This is a genomic window from Desulfosalsimonas sp., from assembly GCF_046483245.1.
In the GTDB taxonomy this organism is placed as follows: domain Bacteria; phylum Desulfobacterota; class Desulfobacteria; order Desulfobacterales; family Desulfosalsimonadaceae; genus Desulfosalsimonas.
The window spans coordinates 1-18,124 of sequence record NZ_JAWODO010000117.1; the positions used below are offsets into that span (position 1 = coordinate 1).

The window sequence follows — 18,124 nt, forward strand, 5'->3', positions numbered from 1 at the left end:
GGCAAGGCCCTGGAACTGGGCAAAAGATGCGACGTGGACGTCCTGCTGGTACACGCCCCGGATGCGGAAAAACAATACGTGGCTGACGGCTACGGTGTCAACCGGAAGCCCATCATGTACAATGACTTTTGGGAAAAGGAAAGAAAACCATTGTTTTTGGTCCGTGGCAGCCGAGTTCAGAACGCCGGGCAAGCCGGGTTCTGGCAGACGGGCAGGTTTTTGCGGCAGAAAACGCGCCGGATGATCTCACAGGGGCTGCAGTAAGATGTCAAGAAAAAGGTTTTTTCCGGCAGGGGACCATGCTACAAAACAGGCCAGAATCCAGATGAACAGGAAAAGACAAAATGCCTTTGAAACATTTCACCGCTGTGATGCTGACCTGCCTGTTTGTGCTCATGGCTGCCGAAGCCGCACAGGCCCGTCCCCTGGTCCGGGGCTACGGATGCGCGGTGGCCGATCATGACACCATCCTGGAGCTTGTTGAATGCTTTGGTGAACCCCTTTACACCGAAGAGGTCGAAGAATACATCCGGGTGCGTCCCCGCCATGTGGTCAAGACCACCATTACCATCTGGTATTACCGGATTGACGAAAGCGGTTTTAACAACAACGAATTGTTCGCCTTCCACATCCATCAGGGCAAAATCTTTAAAATCGAGCAGATCAGCAAGTAAAAAACCGCCTATGCCGGACCGGCAGCCTCCATTTTCTGTGCAATCCTGGGAATGGCCGCAGATGTGGCTTTTTTGAAATTATCGGTCTGTTTTTCGGAAAACTCCGTAAAATCCACTAGCTCCGTATCCTTGATCAGGGAGAGAAACTGGAGCACGATTTTTTCAGCCATTTCATAATACCGGGTTTGCCGGGCCTGCTGGTCGGGCAGAGCAAAAATTTCGCCCAGGGCCTGCCGGATGGGTCCGTGGGTTTCCTGCAGCCGCCGGTCAAATACATCCACAATCAATGTAAAAATCACATCCACAGGATTGCTCTTGATCAGCGACGGGGTGTGCAGATAGGAAAAATCGGTTTTAACAGCAATGTCGCCCTTGCCCGTATCCATCACCCGTTCAAACCAGTTGACCGTATACCGCCGAAAGTCAGAAGCCTCCCATTTGCCCTTTTCCCACATATGGGCAAAAAGGATCTGGTCCAGGCTGTCCATGCATTCCTTGCGGTCCTCAAAATCGTATGTTCCCAGAAGCGCGCCGTCCTGGAACAAATCCACGCCCGGGTTATGCGCCTGTGGCGAAATATCCAGGCAGGCAAGACGGGGCTGCGCCCCGGGACGCTGCAGCAGAATTTTATAGGCCGGCCGGCTTTTTTCAATGCGTTCAAGTTCCGGGGCGGACTCCGGGGGACGGATTTTTCCGGCCGCTTCGGGCGGCAGAAACACGGCTGCCACATTCGGGCTGACATCAATGACTGCCAGGGCTTCATCAAATACCTGCCGGTCGGATGCGTCCAGGGATACGGCCGGAACCAGACGGCCGGGTTCGAGATACGGCTCAAACACCTCCAGCAGCGCTTCAAGCCCTGCCTGCCAGTGGGCGCTTCTGGGGTCCCGTCCGTTGTCAATCCATTGTTTGACCTTCTCTGATGCGGGTTTCATATCTATCCTCATATATTATAGTTTCATGAAAAACCCGATGATCATATAGACGATCCTTTCGCCGGTCAATATTGAAAAAGGAGCGGATGGGTTTTTGGGTTGCACCGTCCGGGAGTTATACCGTTTTTACGCTTTGGCAAACTGCTGCCGCAATTTTTTCTTGATGATTTTTCCGCTGGGATTTCTGGGCAGTTCGTCTGTGATGATGACTTTCTTGGGGACTTTGTAACCGGCCAGGTGCTGCTTGCAAAATTCAATCACACCATGTTCTTGGAGGTCCTTTCCCGGGGCGGGCACCACCACCGCGGTGACAATCTCGGACCAGTATTCGTGAGGCAGGCCGATGACTGCGGCATCTATGACGCCCGGACACTGAAACAGCATTGCCTCGACTTCCTGGGAGGCCACGTTTTCCCCGCCGGTCTTGATCACATCCTTAATCCGGTCAATAAAATAGACAAACCCCTCCTCGTCCATGCGCACGAGATCTCCGGTGTGATGCCACCCGTTTCGGAAGGTTTGGGCGGTTTTCTCCTCGTCCCGGTAATAGCCCAGCATAACGGCCGGCCCCCGGGCCACCAGTTCCCCCTCCTGGCCCACGGGCACCTCCTTGTCATTGTGGTCCACCACTTTTACCTGAATGGGCATGTGGGCCTTGCCTATGGAGGTACTTTTCCGCTCAAAATCCTCCGGTCTGAGGCTTGTACCCAGCGGACTCATTTCAGTCTGACCGTAATAATTCATAAACCCGGCCCCGGGCAGCAGTTTCCGCCATTTCTCAAGCACCGGGGGCGAGGCCAGGGCCCCGAACACCACGCACAGCTGCAGGGAGCTTAAATCATACTGGTCAAATCCGGGCATCATGGGCAGCCCCGTGTACAAGGCCGGCGGCCAGACCCAGTGGGTAATCTTCTCATCCCGGGTCAAATCCAGGATTTCCTTTGGGTCAGGTGCGTATTCCATGACCGTTGTGGCCCCCACGGCAACAATTGCAGTAAACAAGTACATGGCCGCAACATGATAGAGTGGAATACCGGTAATGATTCTGGCGTCTTCCCCGATTCGCAGGTCAAACACGGCGGAAAGAATATCAATGTAATAATTGAGATGGGAGTTTAACACCCCCTTGGGATTGGCTTCCGTGCCCGAGGTATACAAAAGCGTAGCCGGATCTTCGGCTTCGATTTCCACCCGGGGTTCCCGGGCGGGCGTGGAATCAGCATACAGGCTGTCAAAATCCAGCCAGCCCTCGGGGGCGTCATTTCCGGCCAGGTTGATCCAGATGAAATCCTTCACCCCGGCAAGCTCTTGCTTGACCGGAATCACGCTCTGCGCCAGGCTGTCTTCCACAACAAAGATCACCGGCTGGCTGTGATTGATGATAAATTCAACTTCCCCGGACTTGAGCATGAAGTTGAGCGGTGTCACAATGGCTCCCAGCTTCAGCAGGGCCCACCAGTAAATCACGAACTGGTGGCAGTTGTGGGACAAAATGGCCGCACGATCCCCCTTTTGCACGCCCAGTTCCGCCAGGCTGTAGGCGCACCGATTGACTGCCGCATTCAACTGTTGGTAGGTAAAATGTCTGTTCCTGAAGGAAAAAGCCCTTTTGTCCGGATTTCTGGCCGCGGTTCGCACCAGCATATCCCCCACACTCGCCCTTCTGACCACGTTTCTCTCATAAGATGAAACCTGTGTCATAACCTCCCCCTTTTTGTGTATGTATGGTATGTGTGACAGGCAGCAGGTATGTCTTTTTCCGGGATTGCAGATTATCGGTTGTTGAACAAAAAACCAATAACATAAACAATGTTCTTGATATTAAATAACTGGCATGAATCGGTTGACGTGTCAATTTGAAACGCTCAGTTTGGGTTTTGATCTGTTTTGTATTTCATTATTGGTTCTGATAATCTGTCTGGGTATAAAATAGTGGCTGAACGAAAACCCTGTTCAGCCAAAACCCGAATATCGAAATCCGAAATCCGAAACAAATACGAATATCGAATGTTCAAATGATAAAAACCAACAGCTTAAAACAAGATGTTTCTGTCATTGATGCATTTAGGGTTTTGGTCATTGTTTCGGATTTCGAGCTTCGGATTTCGGATTTCCTGAACGAAAACCTGGTTTTCGTTCAAGCACAAAATATGCCGATTTTCAATAAGCATAAATTGCCACCTGCAGAAAAACAACGGAGGAAGGTCCATGGCGATTGAATTTGAAAAGCAGGACAAAACAGCCGTATTCTTAAATCCGTTCACAAACTTTGAGCGCGCTGAAGCCAGAATCAATCACGTTAAAGGAAAATTTATATGAACCCGCATTCAAACATGGACCAATACCTCCAGCCCACAGCGTTTATGAATTTTGATCATGCGTCAGTGGCTGCTTTTGCCGAAGAAAAAGCCGGCGGCAACAGTGATCCGGTCCAACAGGCGGTGAACCTTTATTATGCGGTGCGCGACAGCATCTATTATGATCCCTATGCCATTGTGCTCACCATCGAAGGCCTGCGCGCATCCAGCACCCTGGACCAAAAGCGCGGGTGGTGCGTTGCAAAGGCCGTACTTCTGGCTGCCTGCTGCCGGCACCTGGGCATCCCGGCCCGGCTCGGATTTGCGGACGTGAAAAACCATCTTTCCACCAAGCGGCTCAGAGAGCGCATGAAAACCGATGTTTTTTACTGGCACGGGTATACATCCATTTACGTAAACGGCCAATGGGTCAAGGCCACCCCGGCTTTCAACATTGAACTCTGCAAAAAATTTTCCCTTAAACCCCTGGAATTTGACGCAACAGCCGATTCCATCTACCACCCGTTTGATCTCGCGGGCAACCGGCACATGGAATATGTAAATGAGCGCGGTGAATTTGCAGATATCCCATTGGATCTTATTATTAAAACTTTCCTGGAAAAATACCCGGAAGCGGATACCGCTTGGTTAAACGCGGATTTTGACCAGGATGTGGCCCGGGAAACCGGGGCAGAAAGGCAATGACAAACCGCAACCGGAGCCGCGGATATGAATGAGATAAACCAAAACAGTCTGGCAGATATTGAATTTCAAATGCGATGGATCAGCCCCGAGGCTGAGCATACGGACAGTTGCCTGGTAATGGTCAATTTCTGGCGCGATCTGCTGCCGGATGCCATCTATGAAGGGCTCATGGGCGCCGGCATCGGAGATGAAAAAACCTTTGGGTTTGCGGCCGGTGAAGTGCTGGCAGCCCATGACCCAAATCAAAAGATTCGCACAGACCGGAAAAATTTTGATGAAACCCGGGCTGTGCCGGCATTCGGGCGATTTTATCCCCGGGGCGTGCTCAGGGGGGTTTACAACGTGTTTCCCCAGAATGTTGCACCCATGCGCTGTACCGGGGTGCACGAAAAAAGCGTGGACATTGATTTCAATCATCCCCTGGCAGGATATGCTCTGGAGATCACTGCCCGGGTACACACCATCTATGACAAGCCCTTTGACCGGGGCGGCAACTGCCGGCTTCTCATGGACGAAATTGCCAGCGGTCCGGGCATGCAGGCCCGATACCAGGGCATGCCCACGGACTTTTTTCATGACAAGGCCTTCTGCCGCACCGATGAGACAGAAGATGCGGCATTTTATGAAAGCCCCAGATTGGTCCGGCATCTGGACCAGCGGGCCATTAAAACCATATCTGCAATCTACGGCCGGTTCATCACCCCGGAGATGCACGTCCTGGACCTGATGAGCAGCTGGCAATCCCACATTGATCAATCAACTGGTTTTCAAAAACTGACCGGCCTGGGAATGAATGAAGATGAACTTGCAAAAAATGAGCGGTTAACCGATTACCTTGTGCATGATCTTAATAAGGACCCGCGCCTGCCCTTTGAGGACCAAAGTTTTGACCTGATTATCTGCACGGCATCCGTGGAATACCTGACCTCTCCGCTGTCTGTATTCAAAGACGCCGCCCGGGTGCTCAAATCAGGGGGCGTGATGATCCAGACCTTTTCCAACCGGTGGTTCCCGCCCAAAGCCATTGGGCTGTGGACCGAGCTTCACGAGTTTGAACGTATGGGCCTGGTTAAGGAATATTTCCTGCAGTCTGAAAGATTTTCCAACCCTGCAGCCCTTTCCTCCCGGGGCTGGGACCGGCCAGAAACAGACAAGTATTACCCGGACATGCCCCAATCCGACCCGGTGTTTGCCGTATGGGCCGGGGTGTAGGGTCGACCCCCGGCCGCTTGCAGGCGGTTGGCCATACCATTGACTGCGGGGCAGTGCTGCCGAACCTTTGAAAAGCCGCTAAGGATTGATGGTTTCGTAAAAAGTAAGTTTTCAGATGGCGCCGTGAAAAATTCAAGATCAAGGCTTGCGCGATTCCGAAGAATGCAGCGTACTTATCCGTACGTGAAATTCTGAGGAATCGCGCGTAACGCGGATATTGGACTGTTTACGGCGCCATCAAGGATTGGCTTGCAATTGCAAGTTGCACAATGATATGAAAGCGCATATTTTAAAAACCGCGCACGGCCCAATGGACGACAAATGAAAATTCTGCGATTCACAGACAGTGAAGGCATTGTCCGGCTCGGTACGAATCCGGCAGACGGCATGGCAACGGAAGTGATTGCGGCAGGCGACAAAGGCTATGAGCCAACCGGCCAGCTGCGCGCGATCCATTCCTTCCTTGCCCCTGTACAGCCGGCAGCCATTATCTGCATCGGGCTCAATTACCGGGAGCATGCAAAAGAAACCGGGCTGGAACTGCCCCGCTACCCGGTGGTGTTCATGAAAAATCCGGCCGCTGCCACCGGTCATGGCCAGCCCGTTGTACTGCCTGAATCGTGCAGGAAAAAGGCCCAAACCGATTATGAAGCCGAACTGGCCGTGATCATCAGCCGGCCGGCCAAAAATGTCCGCCTCGGGGACGCCCTGTCTTATGTGAAAGGCTACACCGTTGGAAATGACATTTCCGCCCGGTCCTGGCAAAAGCATGCCGGGGGCGGCCAATGGGTTCGCGGCAAAAGCTTTGACACCTTCTGCCCCCTGGGACCGGTGATGGTCACACCCGACGAACTCCCGGATCCGGACAGCCTTGGCATCGGCTGCCGGGTAAACGGGCAGACCATGCAGCAAAGCAACACCTCGGACATGATTTTTGCCGTATCCGAGCTGATCGCATATCTTTCAGAAGATACCACTTTGCTGCCCGACACGGTGATTTTAACCGGCACGCCCAGCGGTGTGGGCTTTACCCGAAACCCGCCGGTATTTCTTTCACCCGGCGACCGGCTGGAAACAGAAATTGATAAAATCGGGACCCTGGTCAATGCCGTAATCTAACAGGATACAAATGTCTGCACAACATATTGAAAATCTGTCAAAAGAACTCTGCAGCCTGGATGATCTGCCGGCATTGCCCCAGGTAGCGCTCCGGATTCTGGAAAATATCAAAAACCCGGACACCTCCATGCATCAGCTCGCCGAGATCCTTGCTACGGATCCGCCCCTTTCGGCCAAGGTGCTAAATGTTGTCAACTCGCCTTTTTTCGGTCTTTCCCGCAAAATTACCAATCTTCCCCATGCCGTGAACCTGCTCGGGGAAGAATCCCTGAAATATATCGCCCTGAGCTTTTCCCTGGTCAACCTGTTTAAAAAAAGTCAAAATCGGCTGGACTATTCCCGTTTCTGGCGAGAATCGCTGATATGTGCCGTTGTCAGCCGGCTGATGGCAAAACAGGTGCTTTCCGGGGATGCCGAGGACATGTACCTGCTGGGCCTGCTCCACAACATCGGCATGCTGGTTCTGGCCCAGAGCCGGCCGCAGCAATACGCCATGGTCATGGAAAAATCAGATTCCCAGGACATGCTGCTGCATCACGCAGAAAACGAAATCTTCGGCTGCAGCCACATGGAAATCGGCGCTTTTTTACTGACCGAATGGGGGCTGCCGGCGGGATTTGCCATTCCGGTGAGTCACCACCATTACCCTGACAGCCTTGAGACCCCCGACAGCAGATACCTGGCCCGCACCCGAATTCTGCATCTGGCAGATGAAATATTTGCTTTTCTGTATGAAGACAAATCCGCACTTCAGCTGGCCCTGGTCAAAGACCTGCTGGAGCAATACGGCATGGCGGAAACAGTAAATCTCGAAGACCTTCTGAACCAGGCTTTTTATCAAATTGATCCCCTGCTTCCCTTTTTCGAACTTGAGCGGGACTCATCCATGGACTACCTGAAAATTCTGGAGGAAAGCAAAAAGGAGTTATTCAACCTCTCCTTTGGCCTGACGCGCAAGGTGCAGAAACAGGAGGAACATATCGGCACGCTCAGCCGCCTGGCATACCGCGACGGTCTGACCCGGCTGCGAAATTTCCAAAGTTTCCAGGAGGCCATGGACCGGGAAATGGCCGCCATTGAACGCTACGGCCATACCAGCATCCTGGCCATGGTGGATCTGGATCATTTCAAGGCCGTCAACGACGCTCACGGACATGCCGCCGGAGACCAGGTTTTGCGGTCAGTGGGCCGGTTTTTCACCGAAAACATCCGCAAGTCCGACGTGGTGGCGCGATACGGCGGGGAGGAATTTGTTCTCATCCTCTCCCGAACCCCAGAGGATAAAGGATTTCAAATTCTTGACCGGTTGTGTGCACAATTGGCGGAGATGCAGGTGGAATACAAGGGAAAAAAACTTTCGGTCACCATGAGTGTGGGCATCACCCGGATGAGTCCGGATGAACCCCTGCCCAAAAGCGAACTGCTGTGGCAGGCAGATCAGGCGTTATACACGGCCAAGCACCAGGGCCGCAACTGCTGCTCCATCTGGTCGCAAGCCTAATTTCCACAGCGCCAGCAGCAGGGATCCGGATCATTGAAAACATCCCCGCCCGCGCCGTGGACAACAGCCATGCAAGCGCCGCACACCGGACGAATCGGACATTTTGCACAAGCCGCGGATCCCGCCCGGAAGTGGCCGGCTTTGGGGCTATAATAAATTTCTTCCAGGCCCTGTTGATAGATATTGCCGATCAGCGAGGGAAACTTGCGGCAGGCATGCACTTGCCCGTCCGGCAAAAGTGCCGCAAAATTAAATCCTGCCCCGCACCCAAAGCCCGTACATCCGCCGCCCGGCGTCAAGCCCTTTTGCCAGCGAACCAGGTTAAACAGATTGTCCTTAAACCCCATGCAAGAACTTTTTTCTGCCGCCGCCATGTAACGCTTTAGAAATCCGGCATATTCAACCGGATTCACTGAAGCCAGCTGCGCGCCCTGGCCCACGGCTGCCAGGCGATTGAATGTAAACAGCTCGGTTCTGCCCTCCAGCTGATCGGCCAGCCCCAGCACCTGGTCCATATTGTCCCGGGTCAAGGTCAGCATGACCATCCGGTAGATCCCGAGTTCTCCGAGAAGCTCCAGGAACTCAATGGTTTTGTCAAAATGGCCGTGTCCCCGGATATAATCATTGTGGGCCCGGGTTCCTTCAAGGCTGACCTGGTAAAACTCGGGCATCTGCACGCAAAGCATTTTTTCAATCGCAGCCCGGGGCATGGGATTTCCCAGCACTGCGGTCATAAAGCCGCGGCGGGCGGCCTCCTGATAAATCTCATCAAAATACGGATACAGCATGGGATTGCCGCCGGTAAAACTCACCTGGCCAAACACATGGTGCCGGCTGCAAAAATCATAGAGATCCTCTGCCACCCTCAGGGCGGCAGACCAGGGCATATGTGCCCGGTCGCTTCTGTCATAGCAGTGGCGGCAGTTTAAATCACAGGCCTGGGTGAGATGCCATTGAAGGGTGAAAGTGGGTGAGATGAAATATTGAAAATCCGCCATCTCTCCTGATGGAAAATCCGCGGGCCGGCAAATTCCAGATTCAGGGCCGATCAGAAGCCCTTTTTGCCCTGCGGCCCGGAGCACATCGTCAACCGCGCCCACGCTCACACCGCCTTCGGCTGCGGCAGTGCGCGAATCAATGCCTTCTTCCACAAGCTTTAGCGCCAGAAGATCCCGGGCATCTGCGGTCTGAACCCGGATGTTGCGGCCTTTTGGCCCGACCCAGACCAGCACATGGGCTTTTCCGGCAGCGGGCCAGCAGGATGAATCAAAAATAAAGGCTTCCAAATTCAGATAGTTGACTTCAATAACTTCAAGCATAGGATTAACAATGCGGGCGTTTGCGGTTTCCGGAAAATCCGCCCCGCATGCCTGCAGACGGCATACAGCTTCCTCGATTTCTGCCAGATCCGGCAGAAACGGGTAATTTCCGCATTGCTCCGGATGATTTTGCAAATATTCGGAAAGACAAGCGCCCCGGGTTGCAGGGATCTGCAGGTCCGGACACAAGGCCAGGCAGACCGGATACGGTGCACCGGCTCTGCTGTCTGATGCTTTCCTGGTGATGGGTATTTTTGTCAATCCGTCATCCGGGATAAGAATTCCGGGCCGGCGCAAAGATGCTGCCGGCCCGGGAGGTGGATCCAATTTCACAGAACGGCCAACAGGGTTTTGCCGAATTCATGCATACTGTTTGATTATTCGCTCTCGTCGAGTTCACTTTTTCCTGTTTTTTTCTCAACGGCCTCTTCGGCTTTGTCCTGGCCCTGTTTGGCCTTTTCCCTGGCCTGTTCTGCCTTTTCTCCAGCTTCTTGCTGCATCTGGTCGGCATGTTTTTCCTGCTGCGTTTGTTCTTGCTGGTGCTTTTGCTCCTGTTGCTTTACCTTTTCAGCGCTGCCAGCGCTTCCGGCTTTGCCACCTCAGCCGGAGCCGGCTGATGGCCGTTGATGGTCCTCAGTGCCGCCGGCACCGTGTTTGGCGCCTCAGCCGGAGCCGGCATGCGCGCCCGGCAATGAAACACCGCCCATGCTGATCAAGCTGGCCACTCCCAGGCTGGCAAGCAGTTTTTTCAAATCCTTTCGCTCCATTGCAACCTCCCGGAAAATCCATTTGGGGTTATAGAGAAAAGCCATGAACCTTTCCCTTTTCATAGAGAAAAGATATACGGTTTTCCGGGATTGTCAAAAAAGAGTGCCAGAGACAAAAAAGTCCCGCTATGCCAGAACCGTCTTTCTTTTTTTGGCAATGACCTCTGCTGCCTTAATCAGCGGATACGCCGTGGGCGAAGCGGTCAGCAGGGGATGGGTACCGATCTGGGAGGTGAGAATCCCGTCAATGGTCATGCGATTTTGAATCAAAAACCCGATGAGATTGGTCAGCTCGCCTGTGGACTTGCCCCCCACAACTTCTCCACCCAGCAGTATGCCCGAATCCACGCTGGCAATGAGCTTGACCAGCTGCGGCCGGGAATCCGGAAGGGTGGCCGGGTGACTGTCCACACCTTCAAATAAACCCGTGACAATTTCAAAGCCCCTTTCAGCAGCCAGTTTTTCGGTCACACCAGCGGCACCAAAGGCGTTTTGCCCGATTGCGGTGCAAAAAATGGAAATGGTGCCCTGAAAAGACCGAAGCTTGGACAATTGATACAGATTCATGCCCGCAATCCGGGCCTCTGCCCCTGAGGTGGAAGCCAGCATGGTCCCCTTGGGGGTCCGGGTGATAAAGCTAAATTTTTCCGCACAGTCACCTGCGGCAAATATATTTTTGTAATCCGTGCGCATGTACTCATTGACCTTGATAAAACCCATTTCATTGCATTGGATCCCGGCCTTGCGGGCCAGATCCGAATTGGGCCGGTAACCCACGGATAAAATCACCGCATCGGCATCCAACACTTCCCCGGAATCCAGTTTCACGCCCGTGGCCCGGTCATGGCCCTCGATGCGGACCACGCGCTGACCGCATTTGAGCTCAACTCCGCGCCGGGTCAGCACCTCCTCGGCCCGGATGCAGAGTTCATCATCAAAGGCCAGGCTCAGAACATGGGGCAGCAATTCAACAATACTTACCTGCCGGCCGTTTCTTGCGATTTCATCAGCGAGTTCCACGCCGATAAAACCGCCCCCGATAACCACCACTTGTTGGCAATTGTCCAGTGTGGTCATCAGGCTATCCAGATACGGCTTGGATTTTGGCACAATAAACACATTGTCAAAATCCAGGCCATTGAGCCAGCCCGGCTTGATCGGCACCGAACCGGTGGCCAGCACGAGTTTTTCAAACCCGATCTGTGAACCGTTGGAAAACGTGCATACCTGCTGCTCCGGATCAACGGCGTCCACCTCGTCGACCACCAGTTCCACCCCGGCATTTTCCAGGTTGGCATCGGGAATGACGTTTTTGTCGCTATTTTCCAGGGTGCCGAACATATAGGGGATGCCGCAGGGTACCAGCACCTGTTTTTCCCTGCGCACCAGCATCACCCGCTTGTCCGGGTGAAAAGACTTTGCTGTGGTGGCGGCAACAATGCCCGCGGCACTGCCGCCAACAACCAATACATCTGTCTGATTCATTTTCAATCCTCCTTTGCGCTGATAATTATCCCTGAGCCACCGGGCGCCGTGCTACTGGCGAAATAATTAAAAGCTTTCAATATTTGTACCAACGTATTTGATACCTTGAAAAATTATTAAATATAGAATTACTTCAGACAGCTGTCCGATATCCGGGCAGAATTGGAAATATTATGGACCGGGTGTTTACTGCAACAACATAACGTTACCTACCGTTCGAATAAACACCCGAAATCAAAAAAACTGAAAAACTTTCATGCGGGGGCCCGGCTTCGGTTTTGGTAAGCTTTGCCGCGGTTTCCGCGCGAATATCAATAAAACCGGCATCATTGAGCCGGGCGGAAAGCTGTTGACGGTTGAAGCCAAAATGAAAAACACCGTGGTTGTCTTCGTGAAACCGGCCGCCTTCTTTGTCCAGGTCTGCCAGGGCCAAATGACCGCCCGGTTTCAAAACCCGGCAAAACTGCCGAATCAGGTGATCAATATCCGGGATATGATGCAGGGTCATGGAACTGACCACCAGGTCGAATCTCCCTGAAAGCTGCTCTCCCTTGTCAATATCGAGCAGCCGGGTTTGCACATTGTCAATGGCCATCTCCTTGATTTTTTTTTCAAGCATCTCCAGCATAGCCGGCGAGCTGTCCACTCCGGTCACGGAGCCCACCAAAGGCTGCAACGCCAGAGTCAGAAGCCCGGTGCCGCAGCCGAAATCCAGCATGTCCATGTCCCGGTTCAGGGGCACCTGTTTTTTCACCGCTTCTGCCACGTCCCCGGCCAGCTGCACCCGGCGGGGTTTTTCATCCCAGCGGGCGGCGGCTTGTTCAAAGGATCGCTTCTCCGAAGTTTCGCTCATTGGCAGGCTTTGGCCTCCTTTTATGCAAAGTCAATCTTATTAATAATTTTTGCAATTATTTGTCCACATCACCGGGATTGCTCTTTGCGCGTGCATGGGTTAGGAATATCGCCAAGGCCCGCTGCGCGGCGCTCTGGAAACTCGCCTGCGGCTCAAACAGTTTAAAATGTCGACGCTTCGGCATTAGCTGAATTCTTCCGTAAAAACACTCAATGTCGCTTCAAAAACAGACCCCGACCTTGGACTTCCCTGGAAGCTTTGGACGCAATCAATCCATTGAAAACATTTTGAACAAATGCTAATAATATTTTCCAAATGCGTCAAGCCGCAAGCAATAATATTTTCTGTACACGGCAGAATCATCTGGCCTTTGCAAGAAGTCTGCCCGAAAGATGAACGCCGTCAAACCCCATACCAGGAGAGATTTTATGCTGCAGCTGGACTTTGATGAAAAAAAGTGCTTGGCCTGCGAAACATGCGACTGCCTGACCCGGTGCCAGTACATGGACCTGGATGCAGAAGCAGCCGGAACGGAAATCCAAAACCTGATCAACGGCACAGACACCCGGGTTTTGCACGACTGCCGGACCTGTTATGCCTGCGAGGAATACTGTCCCATGGGCAATCATCCCTTTTACCTGATTGTCAGCTGCCAGGAAGAACTCGGCATCGCCCCCCTGCCCGACCCAATTGTCAAGCAGGGCATCCAGGTGGGCATTGCCTTCCGGGGTGATCCGGAAATCCATGAAGTCAACGGTCCGGTGCTCAACATGGGGGTATTCAGCCCCCTGATCCAACTGGCCCAGGGGAAACTGTTTGAAGGCCTGACCCTGATTTCCACGGACAGCCGCAAAATGCACCATTATTTCTGCCAGCTCATGTATTTGCATTTTGCCCGGACCTCGGTGATCAAAGACCGGTTGCCAAAGGTCATGGACACCATTGCCGCACACAAACCCACGGAAGTGGTCCATTTCCATGATGAATGCTACGGCACCTATACCTCGTTTGCCCCGGCCTGGGGCATGGAGGTGCCGTTTTCCTCCATCCACTTATTTGAGCATCTCTATAACCGCCTGACCGATCTCAAGGATGAAATCCGGCCCTTAAACTACAAGGTGGCCTACCAGCGGCCCTGCTCATCGCGGCTGTCACCGGACAAACACCGGTTTGTGGACAAAATATTTGATCTCATCGGTGTCAAACACGTCCAGCGGCAATACCAGGATGAAGACGCGCTTTGCTGCGGCAGCACTATCCTGGCCCAGAAAAAGCCCGATTCCCGCCGGTTTTGCTTAAACCAGCAGAAGAAAAACATTGAGGACATGAAAGAAGCCGGCGCTGAACTCTGTATATTCAACTGCCCGGCCTGCATGCAGACCATCGGCAAACAAGTGGCCGAACACGGCATCATGCCCATCTGGATGAGTGATCTGTGCCGCATGGCAATCGGCGAGCAACCCGCGTAAGAAAGGTGATGCATATGGACTCTGTTTATCGCGCCCTGGCCGATATTGTCGGCGAGGATTATGTCTCTGCACAAACCGAGGAACTCTTTACCTATTCCAAGGACCTGGGCACCTCTGAACCCCGGTGGCCCGAGTATGTGGCCGCACCCAAAACCGCAGATGAGGTCAGCCGGATCGTTGAAATGGCCAATGAACAGAAACTGGCGGTTGTGCCCCTGGGCGGGGGCATGTCTTTGGCCGGCCTGGCCCTTGCCCTGCGCGGGGGCATCACCCTGGATTTAAAACGCATGGACCGAATCCTGGAGCTCAATGAACAGGGCCGCTACATGGTGGTGGAAGCCGGCGTTTCCCACGGGAAGGTCACCTCGTATCTGCATAAAAACGCCCCGCACCTGATGCATTCCGAACCCGGTGCCCCGCCTGCGGCCACCATCGGCGGAAATCTCGCCATCCACGGCCAGGGGGATCTGGCCCATCCCTATGGATTTAACTCAGATATGATCAACGGCCTGGAAGTGGTGCTGCCCACGGGCGAAATCTGCCGGATGGGCTCCTGTGCCCTTGGAAATGAATGGTATACCCTGCGCCCTCTGCCGGATTTGAGCCTGTTTATGGGCTGGAGCGGCTGCACCGGCATTATCACCAAGGTGTCGCTTCGCCTGTTTCCCTGCAAAAAAATCCAGGAGCAGGATGTCTTTGTGGTGGAAAACGAAAACCTGGTCCCGGAAATCCTGTTTAAGCTGACGCACGTGGGCATGGCCGAGGACCTGGTGGTGGTCAGCCAGGAAATCCCGCCCCCGTTTAACCGGCTTCATTACATTTTAATCAACCTTGCCGGCGACTCCCGGGAGGAACTTGAATTCAAGCGCCAGCTCATCTTTGATCAACAACTGGCCAAATACATCCAGGAAGGCACCGGCGGCATTGGTGCGGCTGGCCAGGACATCGAGCGTCCTGTTGTGAGCAAGACCTCGGACTGGCGAAAAGGCGGGGGGTTTGAATACGTGGGCGCCATTGTGCCTGTGGGATTTTATCCGGAAGGCTTTCGGCTCGGGGTGGAGATCTCGGCCAGGCACGACATTCCCTACACGGTGCTGGGCCGGGTGGTGGGCTGTGGCCACAGCATGATGTTTTCCTGGACCTATGCATTTAACCGGGCCGATGAAGACACGGTCAGCCATGCCCGCCAAGCCCTTCACGAAACCGACGAAAGGGTGCTGGAAATGGGCGGCACCCTTTGGAAGCCCGCGGTATTTGGTCAAAAACTGGTCATGGACCGAATGGATGCCAATACCCGGGAGATGATGAAAAAGGTCAAAACCCTGCTGGATCCCAACGGCATCATGAACCCCGGAAACTGGGAGGTGGCCTGATGGCGCTTGCACAATACAAATACATGGATATCATTCACCGCTGCTTTCGCTGCGGCTACTGCAAATTCCCCCAGGACTGGGCGGACGTGGACAACTGCCCGGCCTATGCCCGCCACCGGCTGGAAAGCTATTCCAACGGCGGCCGCCTCTGGCTGATCCGGGCCTGGGTCACCGGCGAAATCCAATGGTCCCCGCATCTTGCAGACATTGTTTACTCCTGTGTGGCGTGCAAAAACTGCGAGGAAAAATGCCCGTTGTCATTTTCAGATGAAATCATCAACATGGTGGTGGCGGCCAGAAACGAAATGGTGGAGCTCGGGCTGCTGCCCCCGCCGGTCAAAGACTACTTAAAAAATGTCCAGCTTCACGGCAATCCCTATGGGCTCGGGGCCAAAAAGCGGGGCGACTGGACCGGGGACCTGTCTGTGGAGCCTTATGACGGCCAGCAGTATTGCTATTTCACGGGCAGCGAAGGCGCCTATGACACCCGGGCGCAGCAGGCGGCCCGGTCTGTGGCGCAAGTGCTTCAATCTGCAGGGGTTTCGTTTGGCGTGCTGGGCAATGAAGAAACCGATGACGGCAATGAAGTGGACCTGCTGGGCGAAGACGGCCTTTTTGAATTGCTGGCGGAAAAAAATATTGCAACCTTTAACAGGCGCGGTATAAAAAAAATCATCACCCTCTCCCCCCATTCCTTTAATGCCATAAAAAACAAGTACCCGCAGCAGGGCGCAGATGTTGCGGTATATCACTATACGCAGATACTGGCCGACCTGATCCGGCAGGGCCGGCTCCGGGCGCCACAGGCGGACGGCGCATGCATCACCTTCCATGACCCGTGCTTTCTCGGCCGCTGGAACAACGAATACAAGGCCCCCAGAAAAGTACTGAAAGCTGTGACCGGCGCCCGGTTTGCGGAAATGGAACGAAGCGGCAAAAGCGCCCTTTGCTGCGGCGGCGGGGCCGGCAATTATTACACGGACCTTCTTGGCGCAAGCCCGGACAGCCCGGCCCGGATCCGGGTCCGCCAAGCCAGGGCCACGGGCGCAGACATCCTGGCCGTGGCCTGTCCCAACTGCCTGACCATGCTCGAAGATGCGGTCAAAGTGGAGGGCCTGGAATCGGAAATCGCAGTCCGGGATATTTCTGAACTTTTTGGGCCTTAAGCCCAATAACATTACGACTGAAACCACTCTCAGTCCGGGTTCCGGTTGCGGCCGGAGACGCGGGGGAGCAGGGAAACATCCCGGTCTTCAAGGGCTTTGCCCGATTCCGCGGTTCCATGGGGCTGGCCCGGCTGATGGATGACGTTTCCCTGGCTGTCAATAACCGTGTTGTCATCGAGCAGCAGCATGCCGGCTTGGCTCATGAGTTCGCACTTGTACTGGTGGGCGTCCTCCATTTTCTTTTTGCGCAGCTTGTAATGAAACCAGAGGAAAAGAAAACCCAACAGCACCACAGCGGTCAGTAGGATGCCGGCAAAAATCAACACGGCGTTCAGCGCCTTTTCTCCGGCATTGCTCATCAGTGCCAATATGTCGTTTAAATGAAACATGATCAGGGCACACAAGCCCAAAAGCAGCAGAAAGAGCAAAAACTGAAACTGCCAGGACAGGTTTAAAAACATTTTTCGTTTTTGAAATGCCCCGGATTCATCCTCGTCAAGAGATGATTTCAGCCCGTCAAAATGGCCGGTGTCCTTAAAATAGTAGGTGTTGAAGGCAATGATCACAATGCCCAGCATAAAGGTAATGCCAAGGGGGATTGTAAAGGCGGCATAAAAATACTCCCGCCACGGAAAGGGACTGGGATAGGGTTCAAGGATGGAAAAAAACGCGGCAAGGAAAATCACCACTTCAATGCCGCCGAGTACCAGCAGGTATCGAAGAAAAAAAGTCTTGAGCTCGTCTTTTGTAAATAAATCCACAAGGCTTTTTTTCTGTTCATCCTTTGGCGTATCGGTCATGGCAGAATCTCTCCAATTATTTGCGTCTGGCCGAAAAGGCCTTTCCGGGTTCAGGTGTCTGCATTTTTCATCCATGTTCACGCGCCGCATGCAGCAATGAATCAGGCTGTATCCGTACGGAAAGTGATGAAAAATTTTTTATTTTATCCCCATATTTCCTGATACACAACAATTTAAGCACAATAAAAAAAATGGATAGAAAAAATAAATTATTACTGACCAAATCAAAACAATTGCCACCGGCTGTAAACTTATTTATAAATAGTGCCTGAACGAAAACCAGGTTTTCGTTCAGGAAATCCGAAATCCGAAGCTCGAAATCCGAAACAATGACCAAAACCCTAAATGCATCAATGACAGAAACATCCTGTTTTAAGCTGTTGGTTTTTATCATTTGAACATTCGATATTCGTATTTGTTTCGGATTTCGGATTTCGATATTCGGGTTT

At 53.2% G+C, this 18,124-nt stretch carries 16 protein-coding genes and 2 pseudogenes; 9 read left to right on the forward strand and 9 right to left on the reverse strand.

Features of this window, described 5'->3' with window-relative positions:
* Together R6U41_RS10415 and R6U41_RS10420 are read left to right on the forward strand one after the other, a co-directional pair.
* Positions 1 to 264 (forward strand): annotated as a pseudogene (locus R6U41_RS10415) (hypothetical protein); the annotation flags it as partial.
* A gap of 80 nt (positions 265 to 344) precedes the next feature.
* On the forward strand, positions 345 to 674 hold the full coding sequence (locus R6U41_RS10420; RefSeq protein WP_410269778.1) for a hypothetical protein: 330 nt from the start codon (positions 345 to 347) through the stop codon (positions 672 to 674).
* Between the two features lie 8 nt (positions 675 to 682).
* Here R6U41_RS10420 and R6U41_RS10425 read toward each other — a convergent pair whose 3' ends face one another.
* Entirely contained in the window at positions 683 to 1,609 is a 927-nt protein-coding gene (locus R6U41_RS10425) for a hypothetical protein (protein ID WP_410269779.1), read from the reverse strand.
* 126 nt (positions 1,610 to 1,735) lie between these two features.
* Entirely contained in the window at positions 1,736 to 3,310 is a 1,575-nt protein-coding gene (locus tag R6U41_RS10430; protein WP_410269780.1) for an AMP-binding protein, read from the reverse strand.
* Between the two features lie 614 nt (positions 3,311 to 3,924).
* Between R6U41_RS10430 and R6U41_RS10435 the strand changes: the two genes are divergently transcribed.
* From R6U41_RS10435 to R6U41_RS10450, 4 genes are all read left to right on the forward strand, one after another.
* A complete protein-coding gene (locus R6U41_RS10435) occupies positions 3,925 to 4,611 on the forward strand; it encodes a transglutaminase-like domain-containing protein (RefSeq protein ID WP_410269781.1) in 687 nt (228 codons plus the stop codon).
* 24 nt (positions 4,612 to 4,635) lie between these two features.
* A complete protein-coding gene (locus R6U41_RS10440) occupies positions 4,636 to 5,823 on the forward strand; it encodes a methyltransferase domain-containing protein (protein WP_410269782.1) in 1,188 nt (395 codons plus the stop codon).
* A gap of 321 nt (positions 5,824 to 6,144) precedes the next feature.
* Positions 6,145 to 6,942 carry a fumarylacetoacetate hydrolase family protein gene (locus R6U41_RS10445; protein ID WP_410269783.1) on the forward strand — a complete coding sequence of 266 codons (798 nt, stop codon included), beginning with the start codon at positions 6,145 to 6,147 and terminating at the stop codon, positions 6,940 to 6,942.
* A gap of 10 nt (positions 6,943 to 6,952) precedes the next feature.
* Positions 6,953 to 8,443 (forward strand): HDOD domain-containing protein, encoded by a 1,491-nt coding sequence (locus R6U41_RS10450; protein WP_410269784.1) that lies wholly within the window; start codon positions 6,953 to 6,955, stop codon positions 8,441 to 8,443.
* Here the strand turns inward: R6U41_RS10450 and sbtM are convergent.
* From sbtM to R6U41_RS10475, 5 genes and pseudogenes are all read right to left on the reverse strand, one after another.
* Positions 8,440 to 10,023 carry a thio(seleno)oxazole modification radical SAM maturase SbtM gene (gene sbtM, locus R6U41_RS10455; protein ID WP_410269785.1) on the reverse strand — a complete coding sequence of 528 codons (1,584 nt, stop codon included), beginning with the start codon at positions 10,021 to 10,023 and terminating at the stop codon, positions 8,440 to 8,442. The two genes, R6U41_RS10450 and sbtM, sit on opposite strands and share 4 nt — an antisense overlap.
* 116 nt (positions 10,024 to 10,139) lie before the next feature.
* Positions 10,140 to 10,262 carry a hypothetical protein gene (locus R6U41_RS10460; protein ID WP_410269786.1) on the reverse strand — a complete coding sequence of 41 codons (123 nt, stop codon included), beginning with the start codon at positions 10,260 to 10,262 and terminating at the stop codon, positions 10,140 to 10,142.
* A gap of 165 nt (positions 10,263 to 10,427) precedes the next feature.
* A pseudogene (gene sbtA, locus R6U41_RS10465) lies at positions 10,428 to 10,529 on the reverse strand (SbtA family thio(seleno)oxazole RiPP natural product precursor); the annotation flags it as partial.
* Positions 10,530 to 10,655: 126 nt separating this feature from the next.
* Positions 10,656 to 12,014 carry an FAD-dependent oxidoreductase gene (locus R6U41_RS10470; RefSeq protein WP_410269787.1) on the reverse strand — a complete coding sequence of 453 codons (1,359 nt, stop codon included), beginning with the start codon at positions 12,012 to 12,014 and terminating at the stop codon, positions 10,656 to 10,658.
* Between the two features lie 205 nt (positions 12,015 to 12,219).
* Positions 12,220 to 12,867 (reverse strand): class I SAM-dependent methyltransferase, encoded by a 648-nt coding sequence (locus R6U41_RS10475; protein WP_410269788.1) that lies wholly within the window; start codon positions 12,865 to 12,867, stop codon positions 12,220 to 12,222.
* Positions 12,868 to 13,295: 428 nt separating this feature from the next.
* Here R6U41_RS10475 and R6U41_RS10480 point away from each other — a divergent pair, with 428 nt between their 5' ends.
* From R6U41_RS10480 to R6U41_RS10490, 3 genes are read left to right on the forward strand one after another with little or no spacing between them, the layout of a single operon-like run.
* The gene (locus R6U41_RS10480) at positions 13,296 to 14,336 is read left to right on the forward strand and encodes a heterodisulfide reductase-related iron-sulfur binding cluster (RefSeq protein ID WP_410269789.1); all 1,041 of its coding nucleotides are present in this window, start codon (positions 13,296 to 13,298) and stop codon (positions 14,334 to 14,336) included.
* 14 nt (positions 14,337 to 14,350) lie between these two features.
* Complete coding sequence (locus R6U41_RS10485; protein ID WP_410269790.1) at positions 14,351 to 15,709, forward strand: FAD-binding oxidoreductase; 1,359 nt, start codon at positions 14,351 to 14,353, stop codon at positions 15,707 to 15,709.
* Complete coding sequence (locus R6U41_RS10490; RefSeq protein ID WP_410269791.1) at positions 15,709 to 16,875, forward strand: (Fe-S)-binding protein; 1,167 nt, start codon at positions 15,709 to 15,711, stop codon at positions 16,873 to 16,875. The genes R6U41_RS10485 and R6U41_RS10490 overlap by 1 nt, the downstream gene beginning before the upstream one ends.
* Before the next feature lie 29 nt (positions 16,876 to 16,904).
* Here the strand turns inward: R6U41_RS10490 and R6U41_RS10495 are convergent, their stop codons facing one another.
* Entirely contained in the window at positions 16,905 to 17,675 is a 771-nt protein-coding gene (locus R6U41_RS10495; RefSeq protein WP_410269792.1) for a hypothetical protein, read from the reverse strand.
* Between the two features lie 67 nt (positions 17,676 to 17,742).
* A partial coding sequence (locus R6U41_RS10500; RefSeq protein WP_410269793.1) for a hypothetical protein occupies positions 17,743 to 18,124 on the reverse strand: 382 nt, incomplete at its 5' end.